Raw genomic sequence first — 18,402 nt, 5'->3', positions numbered from 1 at the left:
AATGATCCGTTATAAGTGGGTAAGTTTTGTGAGTTTGGCAAAATTACGCCTGAACAGTTCAAAGAAATAACGGGTGAGACTTATTCCGCATAATATCCACCACGCAACCTATTCCTCGCACTCAAATGAAAAGGGCCAACATATTGTCGGCCCTTTTACATTCTTCTTGAAGTCCTATTCTCATCGTAAAGGATAACTGGATAACTATTTGCATGGTTATTAATCTCCATCGGATAACCTCAGAGGTTTAAGGATGATAAATGATCTTTTGAACTCAGGCTACTTACTCATTTCCCATTAGATACCTTATTTGCTCTACAACGTCTGCAGCACAAAGTGCAGAACGAACAACAGTGAGATCCCATAGAACAAGGGCTTCACTTCGCGTCCCTTGCCAACGGCAAGGTGGAACAATGCGTAACTGATAAACCCGACCGCAATCCCGTCGACGATGCTGTGCATGAGCGGGATGAACGCAATAATGAAGAACGCGGGAAGCCCCTTGTGCATCGCATCGAATTCGATCTTCTTCACGCTTGGCATCATCAAGCCACCGATAAAGATCAATATCGGAGCTACGGCCTGATCAGGAACCAACGTCAGTACCGGTAATGCAACCAATGTACATGCAAACAGGATTCCTGTCACTATAGATGTTAGTCCCGTGCGACCACCAGCAGAAATACCTGCAGCCGTTTCAACCGTCGCGACATTCGGGCTTGTGCCGAACAATCCGCATGTAATTACGGAAATCGCATTGGCCTGCAAAGATCGACTGAATCGTTCCGGATTTCCGCTCATCTGCAGGTGGGCATTTACAAGCCCCACATTTTCAAACACAATAACGAGCGTCAGCGAGAATGTTGCTACAGCAAGCGTAGCAACCGACACACCTTGATACGTGAACTGACCGAATACATCACCATATGCAGCCCATGAAAAAGTCCCGCCAGTTGCTGCGCCTGCATTAGGCACTGCTCCAACTAGATAAGCGAGAGCCGTCCCTCCAATAATGGCGATAAGCAAGTTGCCGGGAACGTTGCGCATGAACAGAATGCATGTAAGCGCCAATGTAGCGAGCGTAACAAGTACTCCCGGATCAGCAAATGACTGCAGTGCAATCATCGTAGATTGACTGGGGACGATTACGCCGCCCTTCTGGAGACCGATCAAGACGAGCATAAGCCCGATCCCTACAGAAATGGCTTCCTGCAATGATTCTGGAATTGCTGCCCGCAGCTGCCCCGCGAGTGACGTGAAGCTAATTACCGTGAAGCAAACGCCGGACAATACAACGACTCCCAGCGCCTGCTGCCATGTCATGCCCATGCCGTGAACGAGCGTGTAGGTAAACATCGCATTGATACCCATACCGGGCACAAGAATAATGGGGGACTTGCCCCATATCCCCATTAACAAGCAGCCAACAGACGAAGCAAGCACAGTTGCGATAATGCCAGCTTCTTGAGGTATGCCAGCATCTGCGAGTATCGAAGAATTGACAATTACAATATAGACGATAGCGAAGAAGGACACGACTCCGGCCAGCAGTTCCTGCCGCCACTGAATTCGTGCAGTTGCAGAAGCGTCATCTAAGGACGGTGCTTCTGTCTTCGATTGTATATGTTTTTTTTGGCGGACCAATCGTATACCTGCTTTCCATCGTAGCCCCTCACCCAACCCTTTGCATAAATAGAGGAAATTCAAAAAGTCTGTATTCGATCACGAAGACCGACAGAAAGTAGGTTGTGCTGAAAACCGACCTTTTTGAATATGCACTCAAAAAACCTATGTCCCGAATTCATATCCGAGCATAAGTAGCAGTTATTATATCACATGATCTCTCTAAATAATCAAACGATGTTCACCCATCCTGTATTTTGTACCCTGATCTACCTTGCATGAACCCGCGAAATTACATATAATAAATAACTAATTGATTGTTTATAACTATGATTAACACATGCTTAGATGGAGACAAGTACACAGTACCACTTGCCAGGGAGGTGGCGCCGCGGATTGAGAGCGCTGCTGAAGAATGGGCTGTCGAAATTCACTCCGGAGCAGGCACCTTGAACAAGCGCTTCACGCACAGTGAGGGTGCTACAGTAGAGGTTCCCGGATTTGCGGCACGTTATCGCTGCAACAAGTGAGATACGGCTTGGTTCGCAGCCTCCTAGCGGGAGAGCGATCCAATCGGATCTAATTAGGGTGGTACCACGGTCTTCTCGTCCCTTGTGACGAGAGGGCCTTTTTTTATTTCGAGTGGAAATGAAGGGGGCTTACACAATGAAGGAGCGTTTACAGGCACTGCGCGCCGAAGCGCTGGAGAAGCTGCAGCAAGTAAAGGATGCAGGTCATCTAAATGATCTGCGTGTTAAATTCCTCGGTAAAAAAGGTGAGCTGACAGAGGTGCTGCGCGGCATGGGCGGCTTGTCGGCAGAGGAGCGTCCGCTTATTGGTCAAGTGGCGAATGAAGTACGCGGAGCCATTGAGACATTCATCGAGGAGAAGCAGGCGGCATTTCTCCGTGAAGAGACGGAGCGTCGTCTTCAGGAAGAAACTATTGACGTGACACTGCCAGGGCGTCCGATGACAGTCGGTGCAGTTCACCCGTTGAACAAGGTGATTCAACAAATCGAAGATATTTTCATCGGTATGGGGTATACGGTAGCGGAAGGTCCAGAAGTGGAGCAGGACTACTATAACTTCGAAGCGCTGAACCTGCCGAAGGATCACCCTGCACGCGATATGCAGGATTCATTCTACATTACAGAAGATATCCTGATGCGCACGCAAACATCGCCTGTACAAGTACGTACTATGGAAGCGATGAAAGGGAAAGGTCCTGTTAAGGTAATCTGCCCAGGTCGCGTATATCGCCGCGATGATGATGACGCAACACATTCCTTCATGTTCCATCAGATTGAAGGACTTGTTATTGACAAGAACATCCGCATGAGTGATTTGAAGGGAACGCTTCTTCAATTCGCACAAGAAATGTTCGGTTCAAAAACACAAATTCGCTTGCGCCCAAGCTTCTTCCCATTCACAGAGCCAAGCGTTGAGGTTGACCTGACTTGCATGAAGTGCGGCGGCAGCGGCTGCCGTATCTGCAAGCAAACAGGCTGGATTGAGATTCTTGGTGCAGGTATGGTTCATCCACGCGTGCTTGAAATGGGCGGCTACGATCCGAAGGAGTACTCCGGATTCGCATTCGGTATGGGTGTAGAGCGTATTGCGATGTTGAAATATGGCGTTGACGACATTCGCCATTTCTATACGAACGATATGAAATTCGTGCAGCAGTTCGCGCGAATGTAATGAAAATAAAAGTTCAAAAAGTTCGGTTTTCAGCACCAAGAAGTTTGCGGGAACTCGAAGCGTATGCTTCCAATGCGAGTTTTGCTTCGCAAAACTTGTAAGGAGCAGCGGAGTGTAGGCAAACTACATGAGCAACTAAAATGTTTCCAAAGGAAACATACTTCGAAAGCATACGCTCTTCGATAGTGAGTGCAAGATTCGATGTCGAGTTACTTCCTGTGCTGCTTCGTGATCAAAAGCGGACTTTTTGAACCACCTCTAAAAGAAGAAAGGAAGAGAGCGAGAAATGAACGTATCCTACCAATGGCTATCGCAATATATCGACTTGACCGGCGTATCCGCTGAAGAAATCGCGGAACGCATGACGCGTGCTGGTATCGAGATCGACTCGGTGGAGAACCGCAATCAAGGACTTGACCACATCGTAGTGGGCTATGTCGTATCGAAGGAGAAGCATCCGGATGCGGATAAGCTGAATGTCTGCCAAGTAGACGTAGGCGCAGAAGAGAAGCTTCAAATCGTGTGCGGCGCGAAAAACGTGGATGCAGGACAAAAGGTTCCTGTCGCAACAATCGGAGCGGTTATGCCAGGCGGCATGAAAATCAAGCGCGCGAAGCTGCGCGGCGTAGAATCGCAAGGCATGATCTGTTCAGCGAAGGAGCTTGGCATGAATGACAAGTTGCTTACGAAGGAAATGCAGGAAGGCATTCTTGTACTGCCAGCAGAGATAGAACTCGGAACTCCGATTGCAGATGTGCTTGGCTTGAACGATCATGTGCTGGAGATGGATCTTACACCGAACCGCTCAGACTGTCTGAGCATGTTAGGCGTTGCACATGAAGTGAGTGCATTGCTGGAGCGTCCTGCCCACTTGCCTGAACAGGAAGTGAAAGAAAGTGTGGAAGCTGCCTCAGGCAAAGTGAAGATTAGCATTAGCGCGGCAGAAGGCTGCACGCACTATGCAGCTCGTTATATCGCGGGTGTAACGATTAAGCCTTCTCCATTGTGGTTGCAAAATCGATTGCTTGCAGCAGGCGTTCGCCCAATTAACAACATCGTGGACGTAACGAACTTCGTCATGTTGGAATACGGCCAGCCGCTGCACGCGTTTGACGCGGATAAGCTGAATGGCGGCGGAACGATTGACGTTCGCTTTGCGAATGAAGGCGAAGAACTGGTTACGCTTGACGGCCAAGAACGCAAGCTGGAGCCGCATATGCTGCTCATTACAGACGGCGTGAAGCCAGTTGCACTTGCAGGGGTTATGGGCGGAGAGAATTCAGAAGTATCTTCGGATACGGTGAACATTCTTCTTGAATCCGCGCACTTTGCAGGCAGCGTCGTACGCAAGACCTCCCGTCAATTGGGACTGCGTTCGGAAGCATCACTTCGCTTCGAGAAGGAAGTGAACCCAGAATCGGTTATCCCAGCATTGAACCGTGCGGCTGAGCTGATCCGTACGCTTGCGGATGGCGAAGTATATGCAGGTATCGTGGAACAACAAACTGCATCTGTGGAGCGCAAAGTTATCGAACTGACTTTAAATAGAACGAACCGTCTGCTCGGTACGTCGTTGACAGCTGAAGAAGTTCGCAAGATTATGAGCCGTCTTGGCTTCGAGCTTGTTGAGAAATCCGAAGGAATCTTCGACATCACCGTGCCTACTCGTCGTGGCGACATTACGCGCGATGTAGACCTGATCGAGGAAGTTGCACGTATTTTCGGATATGACAACATCCCGGTAACTGCTATTGAAGGAGCAACAACACCAGGTCATTTGACGAAGGGGCAGCACATTCGCCGTTCGATTCGCCGCATCCTGACAGACAACGGTGTGAATGAGGTTGTGACGTATTCCTTTACGAATCCGGCCGACACTTCGGTATTCCCTTCCTTCATGGAAGGCGCAGTACCTGTACGTCTGGCTATGCCAATGAGTGAAGAGCGCAGTGTGCTCCGTACGAACCTGGTTCCTGGTCTTATTGATGTAGCGGTGTACAATCGCAACCGCAAGCATGAGGATGTAAGCATCTTCGAACTGGGTACACTCCATCTGACGAAGGAAGAGCAGCTTTCAGCTCAGCCTGAAGAGGTTCTTGTTGCTTCCCTATTGATGACGGGCAAGCGCAGTGCTGCACAATGGAATGTGAAGGCAGAACCAGTTGATTTCTATGATTTGAAAGGGGTGCTTGACAGCCTCGTAGCGCACTTCGGCTTGGATGGACGTGTACGCTATGTAGCAGATCGTCCGCAAGGCTTGCACCCAGGACGTTCCGCTTCGCTTTATTTGACAGGCGAGAACGGAGAGCAGTACATCGGCTTCATCGGTCAATTGCACCCTGAGGTACAGCATGCGAAGGATGTAGCTGACACGTATGTTGCTGAGTTCTTGGTGCAGCCGTTGATCGATGCAGCAGACTTCGATATTGAGTATCGCAGCCTTCCGCGCTACCCAGCTGTAGACCGCGATATTGCGGTTGTATTGGATCGCGGTACAGAAGTAGGGCAAGTGGTTGCACTCGCTAAGGAAACGGCTGGCGAACTTCTTGAGTCGGTAAATGTATTCGACGTGTACACAGGAGATCATGTTGCGGCAGATAAGAAGAGCGTCGCGATCTCGCTCGTATACCGTCATCCAGAGCATACATTCACGGATGAAGAAATTACAGAACTGCATGGCAAGGTTGTGGCGGCAATCGAGACGAGCTTCAATGCAGAGCTGCGGAAGTAAGGTTGCTCCAGAGCAGACACTCTTATTATCGAGACTGCTTTTATAATAGAAGTTCATTGAAGTTGGGACGGATATTTCCGCTCCCAACTTTTTTTATGGACTGGAACGAAGTAAACATTCTTTTATATGGGAAATAAACGCGATAGATAGAGTATTCTGGCAAGACCTATATTTGCAATTGCTTTACTACTACCCCTATAATAGGGAAACCCTGTAATAGAAGGGCATATCAGATCTTTTCCCCCTAAATATTCTATGAAATGAAACTTGACTTTCCTCTATGCGTAGGAGGAGAAGGGCACTAATATATCGAATTACTAATAGAGTTTGCGTATGACATGCAAACATGGATTAATTTGTTGCTACATGTAGGCTGCAAGCCCTAGCATGCGGCACGTTAAGGTAAGGAGGACCAAAGAATGACTAGTCCGGATAACAAGCATCGTGTAGCGGTTGAAATATACGGAACACAATATAAATTGGTAGGATCAACAAGTAAAGATTATATGCGCAACGTAGCTGCAATGGTAGATGAGCATATGCGGAGTATTGCAACTGCGAACTCGCGGCTGGATACAACGCGAATTGCGGTGTTGTCAGCTGTACATATTGCTGAGCAAGTGCAGAAGGTGAAGGATGAGCAGTTGCAATTAAGCTCATCGTTGAAGGAAATAGAAGCGACGAATCACAATTTGTCCAGACAGCTGACTCAGGTACAGACGGAGTCGGAGCAGTCACTAGAGAAGCTCCGCAATGAGTCTGCACAGAAGCTGGAGCAGCTTCAGAAGGAACTTGGAAATGAGAAGTCGAAGGCCGAGAAGCAAGCGGCCGATCTTCGTGCTGAGACGGCTAAGTTGAAGGAAGCGAATCAGCAATTGGCCGATAAGCATAAGACATCGGAAGAGCGTGTGCATAAGCTGACCGAGCAGGTGAAGGAGACAGAGCGACGGATTCAATCGTTGACAGCTCGTGAGAATGAACAGAAGAAGAAGCTGCAGCAAGTAGAAGAACGATTGAAGGCGGTTTTGGAAGAAAAGCAGAAGGCAGAGCAGCTTCATGCCCGCACCCTTAAGCAGAAGCTGGAGGAAACAGAGCGTCTGTGGAGCACGAAGCTGAATGAGCAGAATCAAACTTGGGAGTCGCAGCTTCAAGAATCAGAGCAGGGCTGGCAGAAGCGTCTAACGGAATCCGAGCAAAGCTTGCAGGAGCAGTTGACGGAATCCGAGCAAGAGTGGCAGACGAAGTATTCGGAGAACGAACAATTGTGGCAGAGCAAGCTAAGTGATACAGAGCAAGGCTGGCAGAAGCAGTTCGATGAAGCAGAGCAGAGCTGGACCAGCAAGCTCGCGAACAAGGAACAGAGCTGGGAAGAAGAGCGGACTCTCCAGGAGCTGGAATGGACAGAGAAGCTGGACGCCAAGGAACAGCAGTGGCGAGAGCAACTCGCTGCCGAGAAACAGAATGCAGAGCAGTTATCTGCAGAGTGGGAAGAACAACTTGCTGAACAGACGGCTGCATGGGAAGGACAATTGACAGCTCAGGCTACAGAATGGGAAGCGCGCTTGTCGAAGAGAGAAGCAGAGCTCGTTCAAGATCGAGACAAGCAGTTGACGCTGCTCAAGCAGCAGCATGAGGCGAATACCAAGCAGTTGCAGCAGAAGCATGAGCAGGTTGCCGAGCAGATGAAGTCTGCCCAGGACAATCAGCGCAAGCAGGCTGAAGAACGTCATGCAGCCAAAGTCAAAGAGCTATCCGACCAGCATGCGAAGGAGATCGAGCAAGTTAAGGCGGAACAACGCTCGAATTTGGCGAAGTCGCAGGCGGAGCAGAAGCAGGCGTTGGATGAAGCACAGGCACTGCATCAGAAGGCATTGAATGATGTGAAAGCGAAGTGTGAGAGCGACATAGCTCAACTGCTGGCCGATCAGAAACAAGCGATGGACGACATGCAGGTGCTGCATCAAGAGGCCTTAAATGAAGCGAAGACGAAGTATGAAAAAGAACTCGCCCAACTGGTTGCGAATCAAGAGTTCGCGCTAGGTGAAGCGCAAACGCAGAACCAGAAGGCATTGGACGAAGCTAAGGCCAAATATGAGAGTGACATTGCCCAATTGCGCGCAGAGCTGGCAGATGCCAAGTCTCGACATGATCAAGAGCTGGATCAACTGATCATTGAGCATCTGGAGCAGTTGGAGCAAGCAGAAGCAGATAAGCAATCTTCGATGGCTGCACTTGAGGATAAATGGAAGCAGGAGTTAGCCCAAGCTGAATCTGAACGGAGCAAGGCTGTTCAACAGGTTGAGGCTGTCTACCAAGAGCGACTCCAGCAATCTGAGCAAGAGCGTGAACTTGCACTGAAGCAAGCGACGGAGCTGCATGAGGAGCAGCAGCTAGAACTGCTTACTCAGCATGAGCAACAGCAGCAGGAATTGATCGCTCGGTATGAGCGGCAGCTGGATGAACTGCGTGCACAATCCGAGCAACAGCAGCTAGAGCAGGGATCTCTGCATGAGGAGAAGCTGCAGGCAGAACGCGCTCTGTATGAAGAACAATTGCAAGCGGAGCGTGCTCAGCGTGAAGAGCAGTTGAAAGCAGAACGTACTAAGCATGAAGAGCGGCTGGAAGCTGAACGTGCACAGTATGAAGAGCAATTGGAAGCTGAACGTGCACAGTATGAGGAGCAGTTAGAAGCAGAACGTGCTCAGCATGGGCAGCAGTTGGAAGCAGAGCGTGCTCAACATGTGGAGCAGCTGCAAGATGAGCTTGCCCAGTATGAGGAGCAACTGCAAGAAGAACGTGCTCAGCGCGAGAATCAACTGCAAGAAGAACGCGCTCAGTATGAGAAGCGGCATGAAGAGCAGCAAGTCCAGCATGAACGGAAATTGCAGGAATTGCGCACCCAATATGAGGGAGATGTAGATGCTTGGACTGCATTGCAGGAGGAAGCATCGGCTGTACATGCCAAGGAACTGACGGATCTTGAGCAGTCTCTGCGTGCAGAAGCTGAGCAGAACGTGCAGAAGAAGGATGCGCGCATTCATCAGCTCGAAGGACATTTGGGACGCGCAGAGGAGCTTGATCGAGCGCGTCAGGTGGAGATGGAGCGGCTTATACGCGTGCGAGATCATGTGCAGGCTGAGGCTGCTGAGCTGCAGCAGCAGCTTGAAGCGATCGAACAGAGCAAGGAAGAAGAGCTCGAAGCGCTTCGTGCTCAATTCGAGCGTGAGCTGAATGAGCGACTTGACCAAGAACGAGCGGCTTGGATGCGTGAAGCCGAACAAGCACGAATCGCACTGCAAGAACAATGGGAAGCAGAACGCCATGCTTGGAAAGAGCAGGGTGAACAAGAGCAGGATGCCTTGTACGATCAGCTCGCAGAATATGAAGGTAAATGCCGTCAGCTTGAATCTGAGAAGGAAGAGCTGCAAGCGGCTTTCACAAGCATCCAGCAGGCGCAGCATGAAGCAGCTGCCACTATTGCAGAGGCGAGACAGCAGGTGGAGGAAGTTCAGTCCCGTTATGACCAGCTGGAGGAAGAACAGCAGCTATACATCACGGAGCTTGAACAATATGAAGAAGCCAAGTCTCTCTTGAAGCAGCGTGAGCAAGAATGGGCACAGCAAGAGCAGCAGTGGACAGAGACAGCGGCTACGTGGAGTGAAGAGCGTGAGCAGCTGCAGCAACAGCTCGAGAGATTGAAGGCTGAAGTTGAGGACGCGAAGAAGCATACAGAAGAGCAGGCTCGCTCTCATGCTGAGATGGAGGTTATTCAGGAGCAATTCGAGGTTCTCTCTCATCAATTCCGCTTATCCCAACTGGAGCGGGAGAAAGAACGCAGACAAGCGGACGAGACACAAGGGGCTTATTCGAAGCTTACTGATGAATATACCAAGCTTAATGATGAGCTCACGAAGCTCAAGGATGAGTACGCGAAGCTCCAAAGCGAATTCAACGAATGGCTGGAAATGATCGAGTAGATATACGGAGCGAACAAAGGAATAGCAAATAAATGATGCAAGATATAGGGAAGTTTTTTAATAACGTATGGATGGAAATCGCGGCGGTATTCGCTTCATGGAACGGCTTGGATTATGCCATAGTGGGAGCAGCAATCGCATGTATTGTTCTGGGAGCAGTGCGGGGATTCAAGTCTATCGCGCTCTCCCTCTTCGGCTATATTGTCGCCTTTATCGTCGCGGCTCGGTTTTATGCAGATTTTATACCATGGGTAAGGAAGAGAGTATTTACAACAGTTAGCAGTGGATCAGGGGCGGAAGCCAGCGGCGGCGGTACGCCCTTAGCGGCAACATTTATGGATACTGTACATGCTGTGGTGGCCTTTTTGCTTCTGTTCACTTTTGTACTGGCAGGCCTCTGGCTAATTCGGTTCGCCTTGAAGAAATTCACGGATGTACCACCGGTACGAACCGTGGATCGGCTAACAGGGGCAGTTCTCGGATTGGTGCAATTTGTCTTTTTGTGGTGTATGATTTACGTACTACTGCGGGCATGGCCGGCAGGTGTATTTCGCGACTGGGTTGATGCTTCGATATGGGTAAATCGAACGGGGAAGTGGATGCCAGATGTTATGGTTGAAGCTGTAAAATGGGCTCAGTGGCTGTAATGGAAACACTGGTAAATGCGTGGCATGCATGAATCGTCATATACATGAATGAACAGACCGCCGTCCTCCCAAGCAAAAGGCAGGGATCAACGGCGGCCGCTCATTTTTCGACAATAAATTTGGCTGTCATTTCATTGTGTCCCGGACCGCACAGAATTGTGCATGACATGTCATATGTACCGGGTTGTTCCGGAGTGATAACTTGCTTCGGATGAGTTGGATCAAGGGACAAATTCAATGCCTTAATAGCAACTCCGTGATTGCCGACGGCATCTAATACGATGCGTATGGGTTCACCGGATTTGACACGGTATTCAGACTGATCGAATTTGAAATTCGTGGCCTTAATGATAAGCTCTTTGTCTGTTTTTACATCGTCATCTTGCTTTTGTCCAGATTGTCCCCCGCATCCGGATACTATGACCGCTGCGAGCAATAGGCATGAGATGAGCGAACTTAGGCTACCCCGAGTCAACATTCGTATTTCCTCCTCTCCTCGTCCATATAGTGTAACGGAAATTTTATCCTTTTTCCATTGCTTATATGGAGCGAAGAGAAGGAAGCTATACAAGGGTCTCACTCATGGGAATGAGCACAGCAGCCCTGGATGATGATCACGCCGTTATCTGGACTCGTGGCCAGCTTCGAACGGCGTTGCGACTGGAATGAACAAGTCGATCAATCCAATGACAAGCGCTGCAAGAATAGCGCCGAGTACAGTGACGGATACACCGCCAACAAAGAACTGGGCGATGTAGATGACAACCGCACTGGCGATGAAGCCGACGATCCCGCGTCCGAACGGCGTAACTCGTTTTCCAAATATGCCTTCGACAATCCAGCCGAATAAGGCTATGACTAAGGCGAGGATTAAGGCACTCCAGAAACCGCCTACGGTGAACATCGGCACAATCCAGCCCGTAACCATCAATACGATGGCTGCCACAATGAATCGAACCACATGACCGAGAAAACTCATGGACTTTTCCTCCTTACTCGTTTGAAGGGTATAGGTTTGTGCAACAATTATTGTAACCTTATCCGCGATATTCATGAGTGGCATGTTCAGACATTGGATAGCCATTATTTCGGTATACCGCTATAATGAACACCGAGAGGAGTCGTGACTTGTTTTGGACTCGAAAATTTTAAAAACAATGGATTACCATAAAATACTGCAATCGCTCGCGCGACATGCGGCTACCCCGTTAGGGGAACATGCTTCCTTGTCTCTGCTGCCAAGCACGGATCTGGAGGAAGTGAAACGACGCCTGCAAGCGACGGATGAGGCGATGACGATAGAGCGGTTGAAGGGGGGAGCTCCATTCTCCGGTGTTACCGATATACGTCCTGCCGTGAAGCGCGCACGTATTAATGCAATGCTGAGTGCCAATGAATTGTGGGATATTTCAGCGCTTATCTTCGCAGGTCGTCGTGTGAGACGCCATATTGAGAGTGTACATGAAGATAATCCTGTACCGCTTCTGATGGCGCTGGCGGATTCGCTAAGCTGGCAGAAGGAATTGGAAGAAGAGATTAGACGCTGCATCGATGAGCAGGGCGAGGTGCTGGATCAGGCAAGTGCTGAACTGGCAACGGCACGCCGTGAACTGCGCATCGGGGAGACACGCATCCGTGAGAAGCTGGAGTCCATGATTCGTTCATCCAGCGCGTCCAAGATGCTGCAGGAACAGCTGATCACGATTCGTAATGATCGATACGTAATCCCGGTGAAGGCAGAGTACCGCGGCCATTACGGCGGGATTGTTCATGATCAATCCAGTTCAGGGGCGACGCTCTTCATTGAGCCTGAGGCGATTGTGACACTTAATAATAAGCTGCGGGAAATTAAGCTCAAGGAAGAGCGTGAGATTGAGCGTATTTTGTCCCGCTTGACCGAGCACGTTGGCTTGCAAGTTGATCTGCTGTTAAGCGATACCGATTGCATTGAACAGTTGGACTTCATCTTCGCGAAGGCTCGTCTAGCACATGAAATGAAGGCAACACTGCCGCGCATGAATGACCGCGGCTATATGAAGCTCATTAAGGGCCGCCATCCGCTTATTAATCGGGAACAAGTAGTGCCGATCGATGTGGAGCTTGGTAATGATTATACGACAATTATTGTTACCGGCCCGAACACAGGCGGTAAGACGGTATCCCTGAAAACGATGGGACTGCTAAGTCTCATGTCCATGTCTGGTTTGTTCATACCGGCACAGGATGGGAGCCAACTATGTGTATACGATGCCATTTACGCTGATATCGGCGATGAACAGAGCATTGAACAAAGCTTGAGTACGTTCTCCAGCCATCTGACGAACATTATTCGCATATTGGGAGAAATGACTCCGAAGAGCCTCGTGCTGCTGGATGAGCTTGGGGCAGGAACGGATCCTGCAGAAGGATCTGCACTGGCGATCGCGATTCTGGAGCATATTCATCGTCTTGGCTGCAGACTCGTTGCGACGACGCATTATAGTGAACTGAAGGCGTACGCATATGAACGCAAGGGCGTCATTAATGCAAGCATGGAATTTGACGTGCAGACATTGCGCCCAACGTATAGACTGCTTGTTGGTGTTCCTGGCCGAAGCAACGCATTTGCGATTGCAGAACGTCTTGGCCTTCCGTCTTCCATCATTGAGCACGCTCGTGGCGAAGTGACAGAAGAAGACATGCGTATCGAGACGATGATCGCATCGCTCGAGGAGAACCGTCTTCGTGCAGAAGCAGAGCGTGTGGAAGCAGAGAAGATTCGGAAGGAAACAGAGCTCCTTCGTGCGGCGATTGTTGAAGAGGAAGCGAAGCTTCAGGCAGAGCGGGACAAACGAATTGATCGTGCTTCTGAGGAAGCGCGTGAAATTGTTCGGAAGGCGCGTCATGAAGCAGATGATATCATTACAGAATTGAAACTGCTCGCTCAAGAAGGCGTGAGTGTGAAGGAGCATTTGTTGACCGAGGCTCGCAAGAAGCTCGATGAAGCTGCTCCGGCTAGTAAACTAGCCTCCAAGTCGAAGACTGTGAAGAAGCAAGCACGCAAGATTGAAGCTGGGGATGACGTTATGGTATACAGCTTGAATCAGAAGGGCAGCGTGGTTGAGCTGGCGGGCAACGAAGCTGTTGTTCAGCTGGGTATTATGAAGATGAAGGTTCGAATGGATGATTTGGAGCTTGTCACTTCATCCGCTTCGAAGCAGAGCAGTAAGTCCGTGAAGACAGGCACAAATGTGAAGCGGACACGAGCAGACAATGTACGTTCCGAACTTGACTTGCGTGGAGCGAATTTAGAAGAGGCAATTATTGAGGTAGATCGCTTCCTTGATGAAGCTTTACTCGCGAACTTGGGTCAAGTATATATCATTCACGGCAAAGGGACTGGGATTCTGAGAACGGGAATTCAGGAGTTCTTGCGTAGACACAGACATGTGAAGACGTTCCGTCTCGGCAACTACGGCGAAGGCGGTACAGGGATTACGGTTGCTGAACTTTCGTAACAGCGAACGAACCGGGGAGGATGAATGTGGAACGATTTATTGAGCAATGGCTTAGTAACCCATACGTATCCATGTGTGCTTACTTTTCTGTAACCGTACTGGCGCTTGTCGTGTTCTTGTCCATCTTTGAATTAGTGACAAGATACAGATGCTGGGAGGAGATCCGCAAAGGCAATATTAGTGTGGCGATGGCTACCTCTGGCAAAATCTTTGGAATTTGCAACATATTCCGCTTCGGAATCGAAGCACGGGATACGTTGTATGCGTCATTGACATGGGCAGCACTCGGGTATGTACTGCTATTAATGGCATATTTTTTGTTTGGATTTCTGATGCCGTATTTCAAATTGGATGATGAAATTCAGAAGGATAACCGTGCAGTTGGTTTGCTGTCTATGGTTATCTCCGTATCCATGTCCTACATTATCGGAGCTAGCATTAAGTAGTTTACGTAGGAACAGCAGGTTCGTTACTATGGCAGCGGAGGTCTTGCATGAAGTATTTATGGGGAACACTGTTTGCATTGGCAGCGATATTTATTATTATTGGAATCGTGTATTGGGCGAATCTGTAATGGATGCTCTATAATAGAAGTACCAGCACGAACAAGTGCAGATCATTATGAATTGACATCTAGATAGGGGAGAATGTGCTCTGTAATCAACTTGCAGAGCCTTCTGATAAGAAAGGCAGGTTGAACGGACATGAGTCAGATTTGTCCTTGGTGTGATACGGAAATTGTATGGGATGAGGTGCTAGGCCCAGAAGAAGAGTGCCCGCATTGCCACAATGAGCTGAATGCTTTTCGGACATTGAATGTAGATATTGAGCACGATCCTGATAAGCAGCATGATGATCATGATCATGAGGAAGAATCCGAGGAAAAGGGCTGGTCCAACTTCGGCTGGACAGAAGATGCTGCCTTGTTCGGCGATGAGAGTTCATTGCAGTACCAAGAAGGCGTAGATAAGGTGCTTCATGGGCAATCTGAAGTACCGGAATGTCCTCAGTGCAGAGAATATATGTTACTAGCTGGCACAGAGACGATTGGTTCCAATCACTTCGAGCCGCATGTATCGGAAGCCTTGAAGGCGCCGGTTGTAACAGTGCCATTCCGCTTGAATGTATATGTATGCACTTCTTGCTTCCAAGTATCCAAAGTACTGGCTGAGCCGCACCGTGAGCCGCTTATGGAAGTCGTCCGCCGTGCGCAATCTGAATAAATTATCATAAGACGTCCGCTTTAGGGCAACTTATAAGCTGTAACGAAGAGGGCTATATGCCCGATTAAGCAGGGAGGGGTTCCCTTCGTGACAGCGCGTCTTGACGCTCAATCGCTATTGCTGTTGATCGTTTTTGGTCTCTTTTCGTTGGCGAATGCTCTTTCGGGAGCATTCGTCAATGTTTTTCTATGGAAGGCTGCATCAGATTACAGCTTGCTTGGTTGGTTTGCCTTCAGTCAGCATATATCCAGCGGGCTGACCTTCTACTTCGCAGGCAAATGGGTGAAGGAAGGCAACAAAATGAATTGCCTGCGGCTCGGCATTGGATTGGCGGGGGCATTTTATGCAGCAGTACTCTGGCTTGGTAAAGGTGCGGTCGATTACATATGGCTGCTCGGATTTGTATTGGGTGCTGCCTTCGGTGCCTTTTGGCTCGCCTTTAATGTGGTGTACTTTGAAGTGACTGATCCGGACAATCGTGATTTATTTAATGGATGGGTTGGGCTTATCGGTTCATGCTGCGGGATGGCCGCGCCGTGGGCATCCGGATATTTGATCACCAAGCTTGGCGATGGAACGGGCTACCGCATCATCTTTACCGTATCATTTTGTGTGTTTATTGGGGCAATCGTATTTAGTTTCTGGCTGCACAAGCGTCCTCCGGAGGGCGAATACCATTGGACATTGCCATTTACCGCATGGAAGAAGGCGGACAGTCCTTGGCGGCATGCTTTGCCCGCACTTGCTGCACAAGGCGCCAAAGACGGGGTCTTTGCCTTCCTGATCGGACTTGTAGTTTACATTGCGACGACCAATGAGATGAAGCTGGGCAATTACACCCTGATCACATCAGCCGTAGCATTAGGCAGCTTCTATGTGATAGGCAGAGTTATGCGTCCTTCCTTCCGGGCACCCGGCTTGTTTATCGGGACGATCGCAATGGCGCTGGCAGTCATTCCTTTGTTCTTCGGTGTTGCCTATGGAAGCCTGCTCCTATTCGGGATTATTACCTCGCTATTCTCACCGCTGTTTGCGATCCCGATGACAACCGCTACTTTCGACATTATGGGGGTAGATGAGCGTTCAGCAGCCCAGCGTGTGGAGCTGACGGTGCTGCGTGAATTTGGTTTGTTGATCGGGCGAATAGCAGGGGTTGCAGCTTATCTGCTTGTTGTGCAGTGGAGGACGACAGAGCCGGTTGTTGTTGCTTTCTTAGCTGTCATGGGGGCTCTCCCTATTATCAGTGCAGTAAGCATCCGGACATTAGTATCGAATCACCGAATTGGAAAATAAGAAAGGCCCTGTTGCTCGCATGAGTCATCAGGGCCTTTTATATTCCTGCCTTTTTTACGAATAGTACGTGTAATTTTTTTCTATACCGTCCCGGTTCACCCTCTATCTCCTTGGTAGCTGAACAGTTCAGCGTCTGGGTGGGAGCCGAATTCAATCATATCACCAATGATTTGAGATGATATCGTGCTGTATACGGTGCCATTGCCGCCAAATGGTTCAATGAAGAAGCATCCTGGTTGGTGCGGAGCCTCGCCAAAATAGGGATAGCCATCCTGCGTGACACCGAAAGCACCCGCCCATGCATTTTCTGCTATAAGCGGGGACAGCTGTGGGAACAGAGCCTCCACTTCCTTGATAAGCTGTGCGGTTTTGCTGGGGAGCAGCTTATTTCGCTCTTCTGTACTTACATCCCCTTCATCTAATCCACCCGCCAAAATTCGATCATCTGCCGAGGTGCGCAAATATAAATAAGGACGCCTTGTCTCCCAAATGAGGAAGCGTTCATGCCATACATCCTGCAGATTAGGGATAGTCTGCGTTTTAATCGCGAAGGAGCTAGTAATTCTTGTGTTCGGATTAGGCTTCATTTCATTCGTTTCATACCCGAGCGCGAATACAGCATGCTTGGCTGTGGCAACATATCCACTATCCGTTTGCAACTGAACGAGACCACCCTCGTGTCTTACCTGGGTGACCTTGGTGTGCTCATAAATTCGCAGCTTATATTTGTTTTTTGCAGTATGGAATAGTGAATGTGTGAACCGGTATGGATTCACCTCTGCATCACCATGAGTAACAATCGCGGCCGGCTTATCGAATCCAAACCGATGACGAATTTGTTCGCTGTCCCACCATTCTGTATGGAAGCCATAGCGATGCAATGTATCGTATTCGACTCGCAGACTTCTTACGTCTTCTTCGCTGCTGGCATAATAGAGGCTGCTGCGAGGGAACATCTCGGAATCCTCATCGAGCTCGGAAGCGATCGTAAGCAGACGTTCTGCTGCCTGCTTGCACAGTGTATAGAAACGAACTCCCTTTCGCTCACCAAATAAACCGATGCATGAGGTCAACGAACGATCATTCATGTATTGAAGCAATCCTGTATTGGAGCTCGTACTGCCGCCCCCGACATGCCTCTTCTCCAGCACAACGACATTGAACCCGCGCTTGCACAGCTCATAGGCGCAAAGTGCGCCACTAATGCCTGATCCGACTACTAGCACGTCGCAGTGAATGGATTCAGATAATGGGGGATGAACATGCCTAGATGGCAGCGTACTCTTCCATGGAAGCGACCCAAATTGTAGATCCACGCGACATCTCCTTTCACCCGATTTCCGATTACATATTTCCCTAATGTTGGGTTCATAATACATAGAGAACGACAACTTCCAGACAGGATGAAAGGAGTATGCTCAGATGCAATATGCTCAGCATAACCAACAGTCACATCAAGGTAATATGAAGCCGTTATCGGCGAAGGAATTGGAGTACATCGTGGATTCGATCTCCAATGAGGATTTGCTTATTAAGCAGTGTGCGGCAACCGCAGCAATGGCGACAACTCCAGGCGTTCAGCAAGCGCTGACGCACATGGTCGGTGTTCATCAGCAGCACATGAATGTATTGCTACATACTCTGCAGCAGCACACACATATGGCGCCAACTAGTCCGCAACAATCTCAATAATCGAAGTAATGAAGGAGG

The 18,402-nt window shown here is 49.3% G+C and carries 14 protein-coding genes and 1 other annotated feature; of the genes, 10 read left to right on the top strand and 4 right to left on the bottom strand.

Annotation, left to right across the window (positions count from 1 at the left end):
* Positions 1-15 precede the first annotated feature (15 nt).
* Positions 16-93, top strand: coding sequence for an XkdX family protein (locus tag AZ66_RS33680; protein WP_231586681.1), 78 nt, complete (start codon positions 16-18; stop codon positions 91-93).
* Between the two features lie 222 nt (positions 94-315).
* On the opposite strand, the gene AZ66_RS00975 is transcribed toward AZ66_RS33680, so the two are convergent.
* Positions 316-1,644 (bottom strand): NCS2 family permease, encoded by a 1,329-nt coding sequence (locus AZ66_RS00975; RefSeq protein ID WP_197081631.1) that lies wholly within the window; start codon positions 1,642-1,644, stop codon positions 316-318.
* Between the two features lie 315 nt (positions 1,645-1,959).
* Positions 1,960-2,239 (top strand) — a binding site (T-box leader).
* A gap of 50 nt (positions 2,240-2,289) precedes the next feature.
* Between AZ66_RS00975 and pheS the strand changes: the two genes are divergently transcribed.
* The 4 genes from pheS to AZ66_RS00955 all read left to right on the top strand — a co-directional run bounded on the left by pheS (position 2,290) and on the right by AZ66_RS00955 (position 10,679).
* Positions 2,290-3,324 carry a phenylalanine--tRNA ligase subunit alpha gene (pheS, locus tag AZ66_RS00970; RefSeq protein WP_021262013.1) on the top strand — a complete coding sequence of 345 codons (1,035 nt, stop codon included), beginning with the start codon at positions 2,290-2,292 and terminating at the stop codon, positions 3,322-3,324.
* Positions 3,325-3,610: 286 nt separating this feature from the next.
* Complete coding sequence (gene pheT, locus AZ66_RS00965; protein WP_044353205.1) at positions 3,611-6,055, top strand: phenylalanine--tRNA ligase subunit beta; 2,445 nt, start codon at positions 3,611-3,613, stop codon at positions 6,053-6,055.
* A 419-nt stretch (positions 6,056-6,474) separates the two neighbouring features.
* A complete protein-coding gene (gene zapA / locus AZ66_RS00960) occupies positions 6,475-10,032 on the top strand; it encodes a cell division protein ZapA (protein ID WP_044353204.1) in 3,558 nt (1,185 codons plus the stop codon).
* A gap of 32 nt (positions 10,033-10,064) precedes the next feature.
* Positions 10,065-10,679: a CvpA family protein gene (locus AZ66_RS00955; protein WP_044353203.1), complete on the top strand. Its 615-nt coding sequence runs from the start codon at positions 10,065-10,067 to the stop codon at positions 10,677-10,679.
* A 100-nt stretch (positions 10,680-10,779) separates the two neighbouring features.
* Here the strand turns inward: AZ66_RS00955 and AZ66_RS00950 are convergent, their stop codons facing one another.
* Together AZ66_RS00950 and AZ66_RS00945 are read right to left on the bottom strand one after the other, a co-directional pair.
* A complete protein-coding gene (locus AZ66_RS00950; protein WP_021262009.1) occupies positions 10,780-11,157 on the bottom strand; it encodes a cytochrome c oxidase subunit II in 378 nt (125 codons plus the stop codon).
* Between the two features lie 144 nt (positions 11,158-11,301).
* On the bottom strand, positions 11,302-11,658 hold the full coding sequence (locus AZ66_RS00945) for a phage holin family protein (protein WP_021254566.1): 357 nt from the start codon (positions 11,656-11,658) through the stop codon (positions 11,302-11,304).
* Positions 11,659-11,812: 154 nt separating this feature from the next.
* Here AZ66_RS00945 and AZ66_RS00940 point away from each other — a divergent pair, with 154 nt between their 5' ends.
* The 4 genes from AZ66_RS00940 to AZ66_RS00925 all read left to right on the top strand — a co-directional run bounded on the left by AZ66_RS00940 (position 11,813) and on the right by AZ66_RS00925 (position 16,692).
* Positions 11,813-14,176 carry an endonuclease MutS2 gene (locus AZ66_RS00940; protein WP_021262008.1) on the top strand — a complete coding sequence of 788 codons (2,364 nt, stop codon included), beginning with the start codon at positions 11,813-11,815 and terminating at the stop codon, positions 14,174-14,176.
* Between the two features lie 26 nt (positions 14,177-14,202).
* A complete protein-coding gene (locus AZ66_RS00935; protein WP_021254568.1) occupies positions 14,203-14,622 on the top strand; it encodes a DUF350 domain-containing protein in 420 nt (139 codons plus the stop codon).
* 258 nt (positions 14,623-14,880) lie between these two features.
* Positions 14,881-15,399 (top strand): hypothetical protein, encoded by a 519-nt coding sequence (locus AZ66_RS00930; RefSeq protein ID WP_044353202.1) that lies wholly within the window; start codon positions 14,881-14,883, stop codon positions 15,397-15,399.
* Positions 15,400-15,486: 87 nt separating this feature from the next.
* Entirely contained in the window at positions 15,487-16,692 is a 1,206-nt protein-coding gene (locus tag AZ66_RS00925; RefSeq protein ID WP_021262006.1) for an MFS transporter, read from the top strand.
* Positions 16,693-16,787: 95 nt separating this feature from the next.
* Here AZ66_RS00925 and AZ66_RS00920 read toward each other — a convergent pair whose 3' ends face one another.
* Positions 16,788-18,008 carry an NAD(P)/FAD-dependent oxidoreductase gene (locus tag AZ66_RS00920; protein WP_044353201.1) on the bottom strand — a complete coding sequence of 407 codons (1,221 nt, stop codon included), beginning with the start codon at positions 18,006-18,008 and terminating at the stop codon, positions 16,788-16,790.
* A gap of 106 nt (positions 18,009-18,114) precedes the next feature.
* Between AZ66_RS00920 and AZ66_RS00915 the strand changes: the two genes are divergently transcribed.
* Positions 18,115-18,384 (top strand): hypothetical protein, encoded by a 270-nt coding sequence (locus tag AZ66_RS00915; RefSeq protein WP_044353200.1) that lies wholly within the window; start codon positions 18,115-18,117, stop codon positions 18,382-18,384.
* The last annotated feature ends 18 nt before the right edge of the window (positions 18,385-18,402 follow it).

Source organism: Paenibacillus sp. E194, assembly GCF_000935845.1.
In the GTDB taxonomy this organism is placed as follows: domain Bacteria; phylum Bacillota; class Bacilli; order Paenibacillales; family Paenibacillaceae; genus Paenibacillus_B; species Paenibacillus_B alvei_B.
This window is presented reverse-complemented; position numbering and strand designations above follow the sequence as displayed.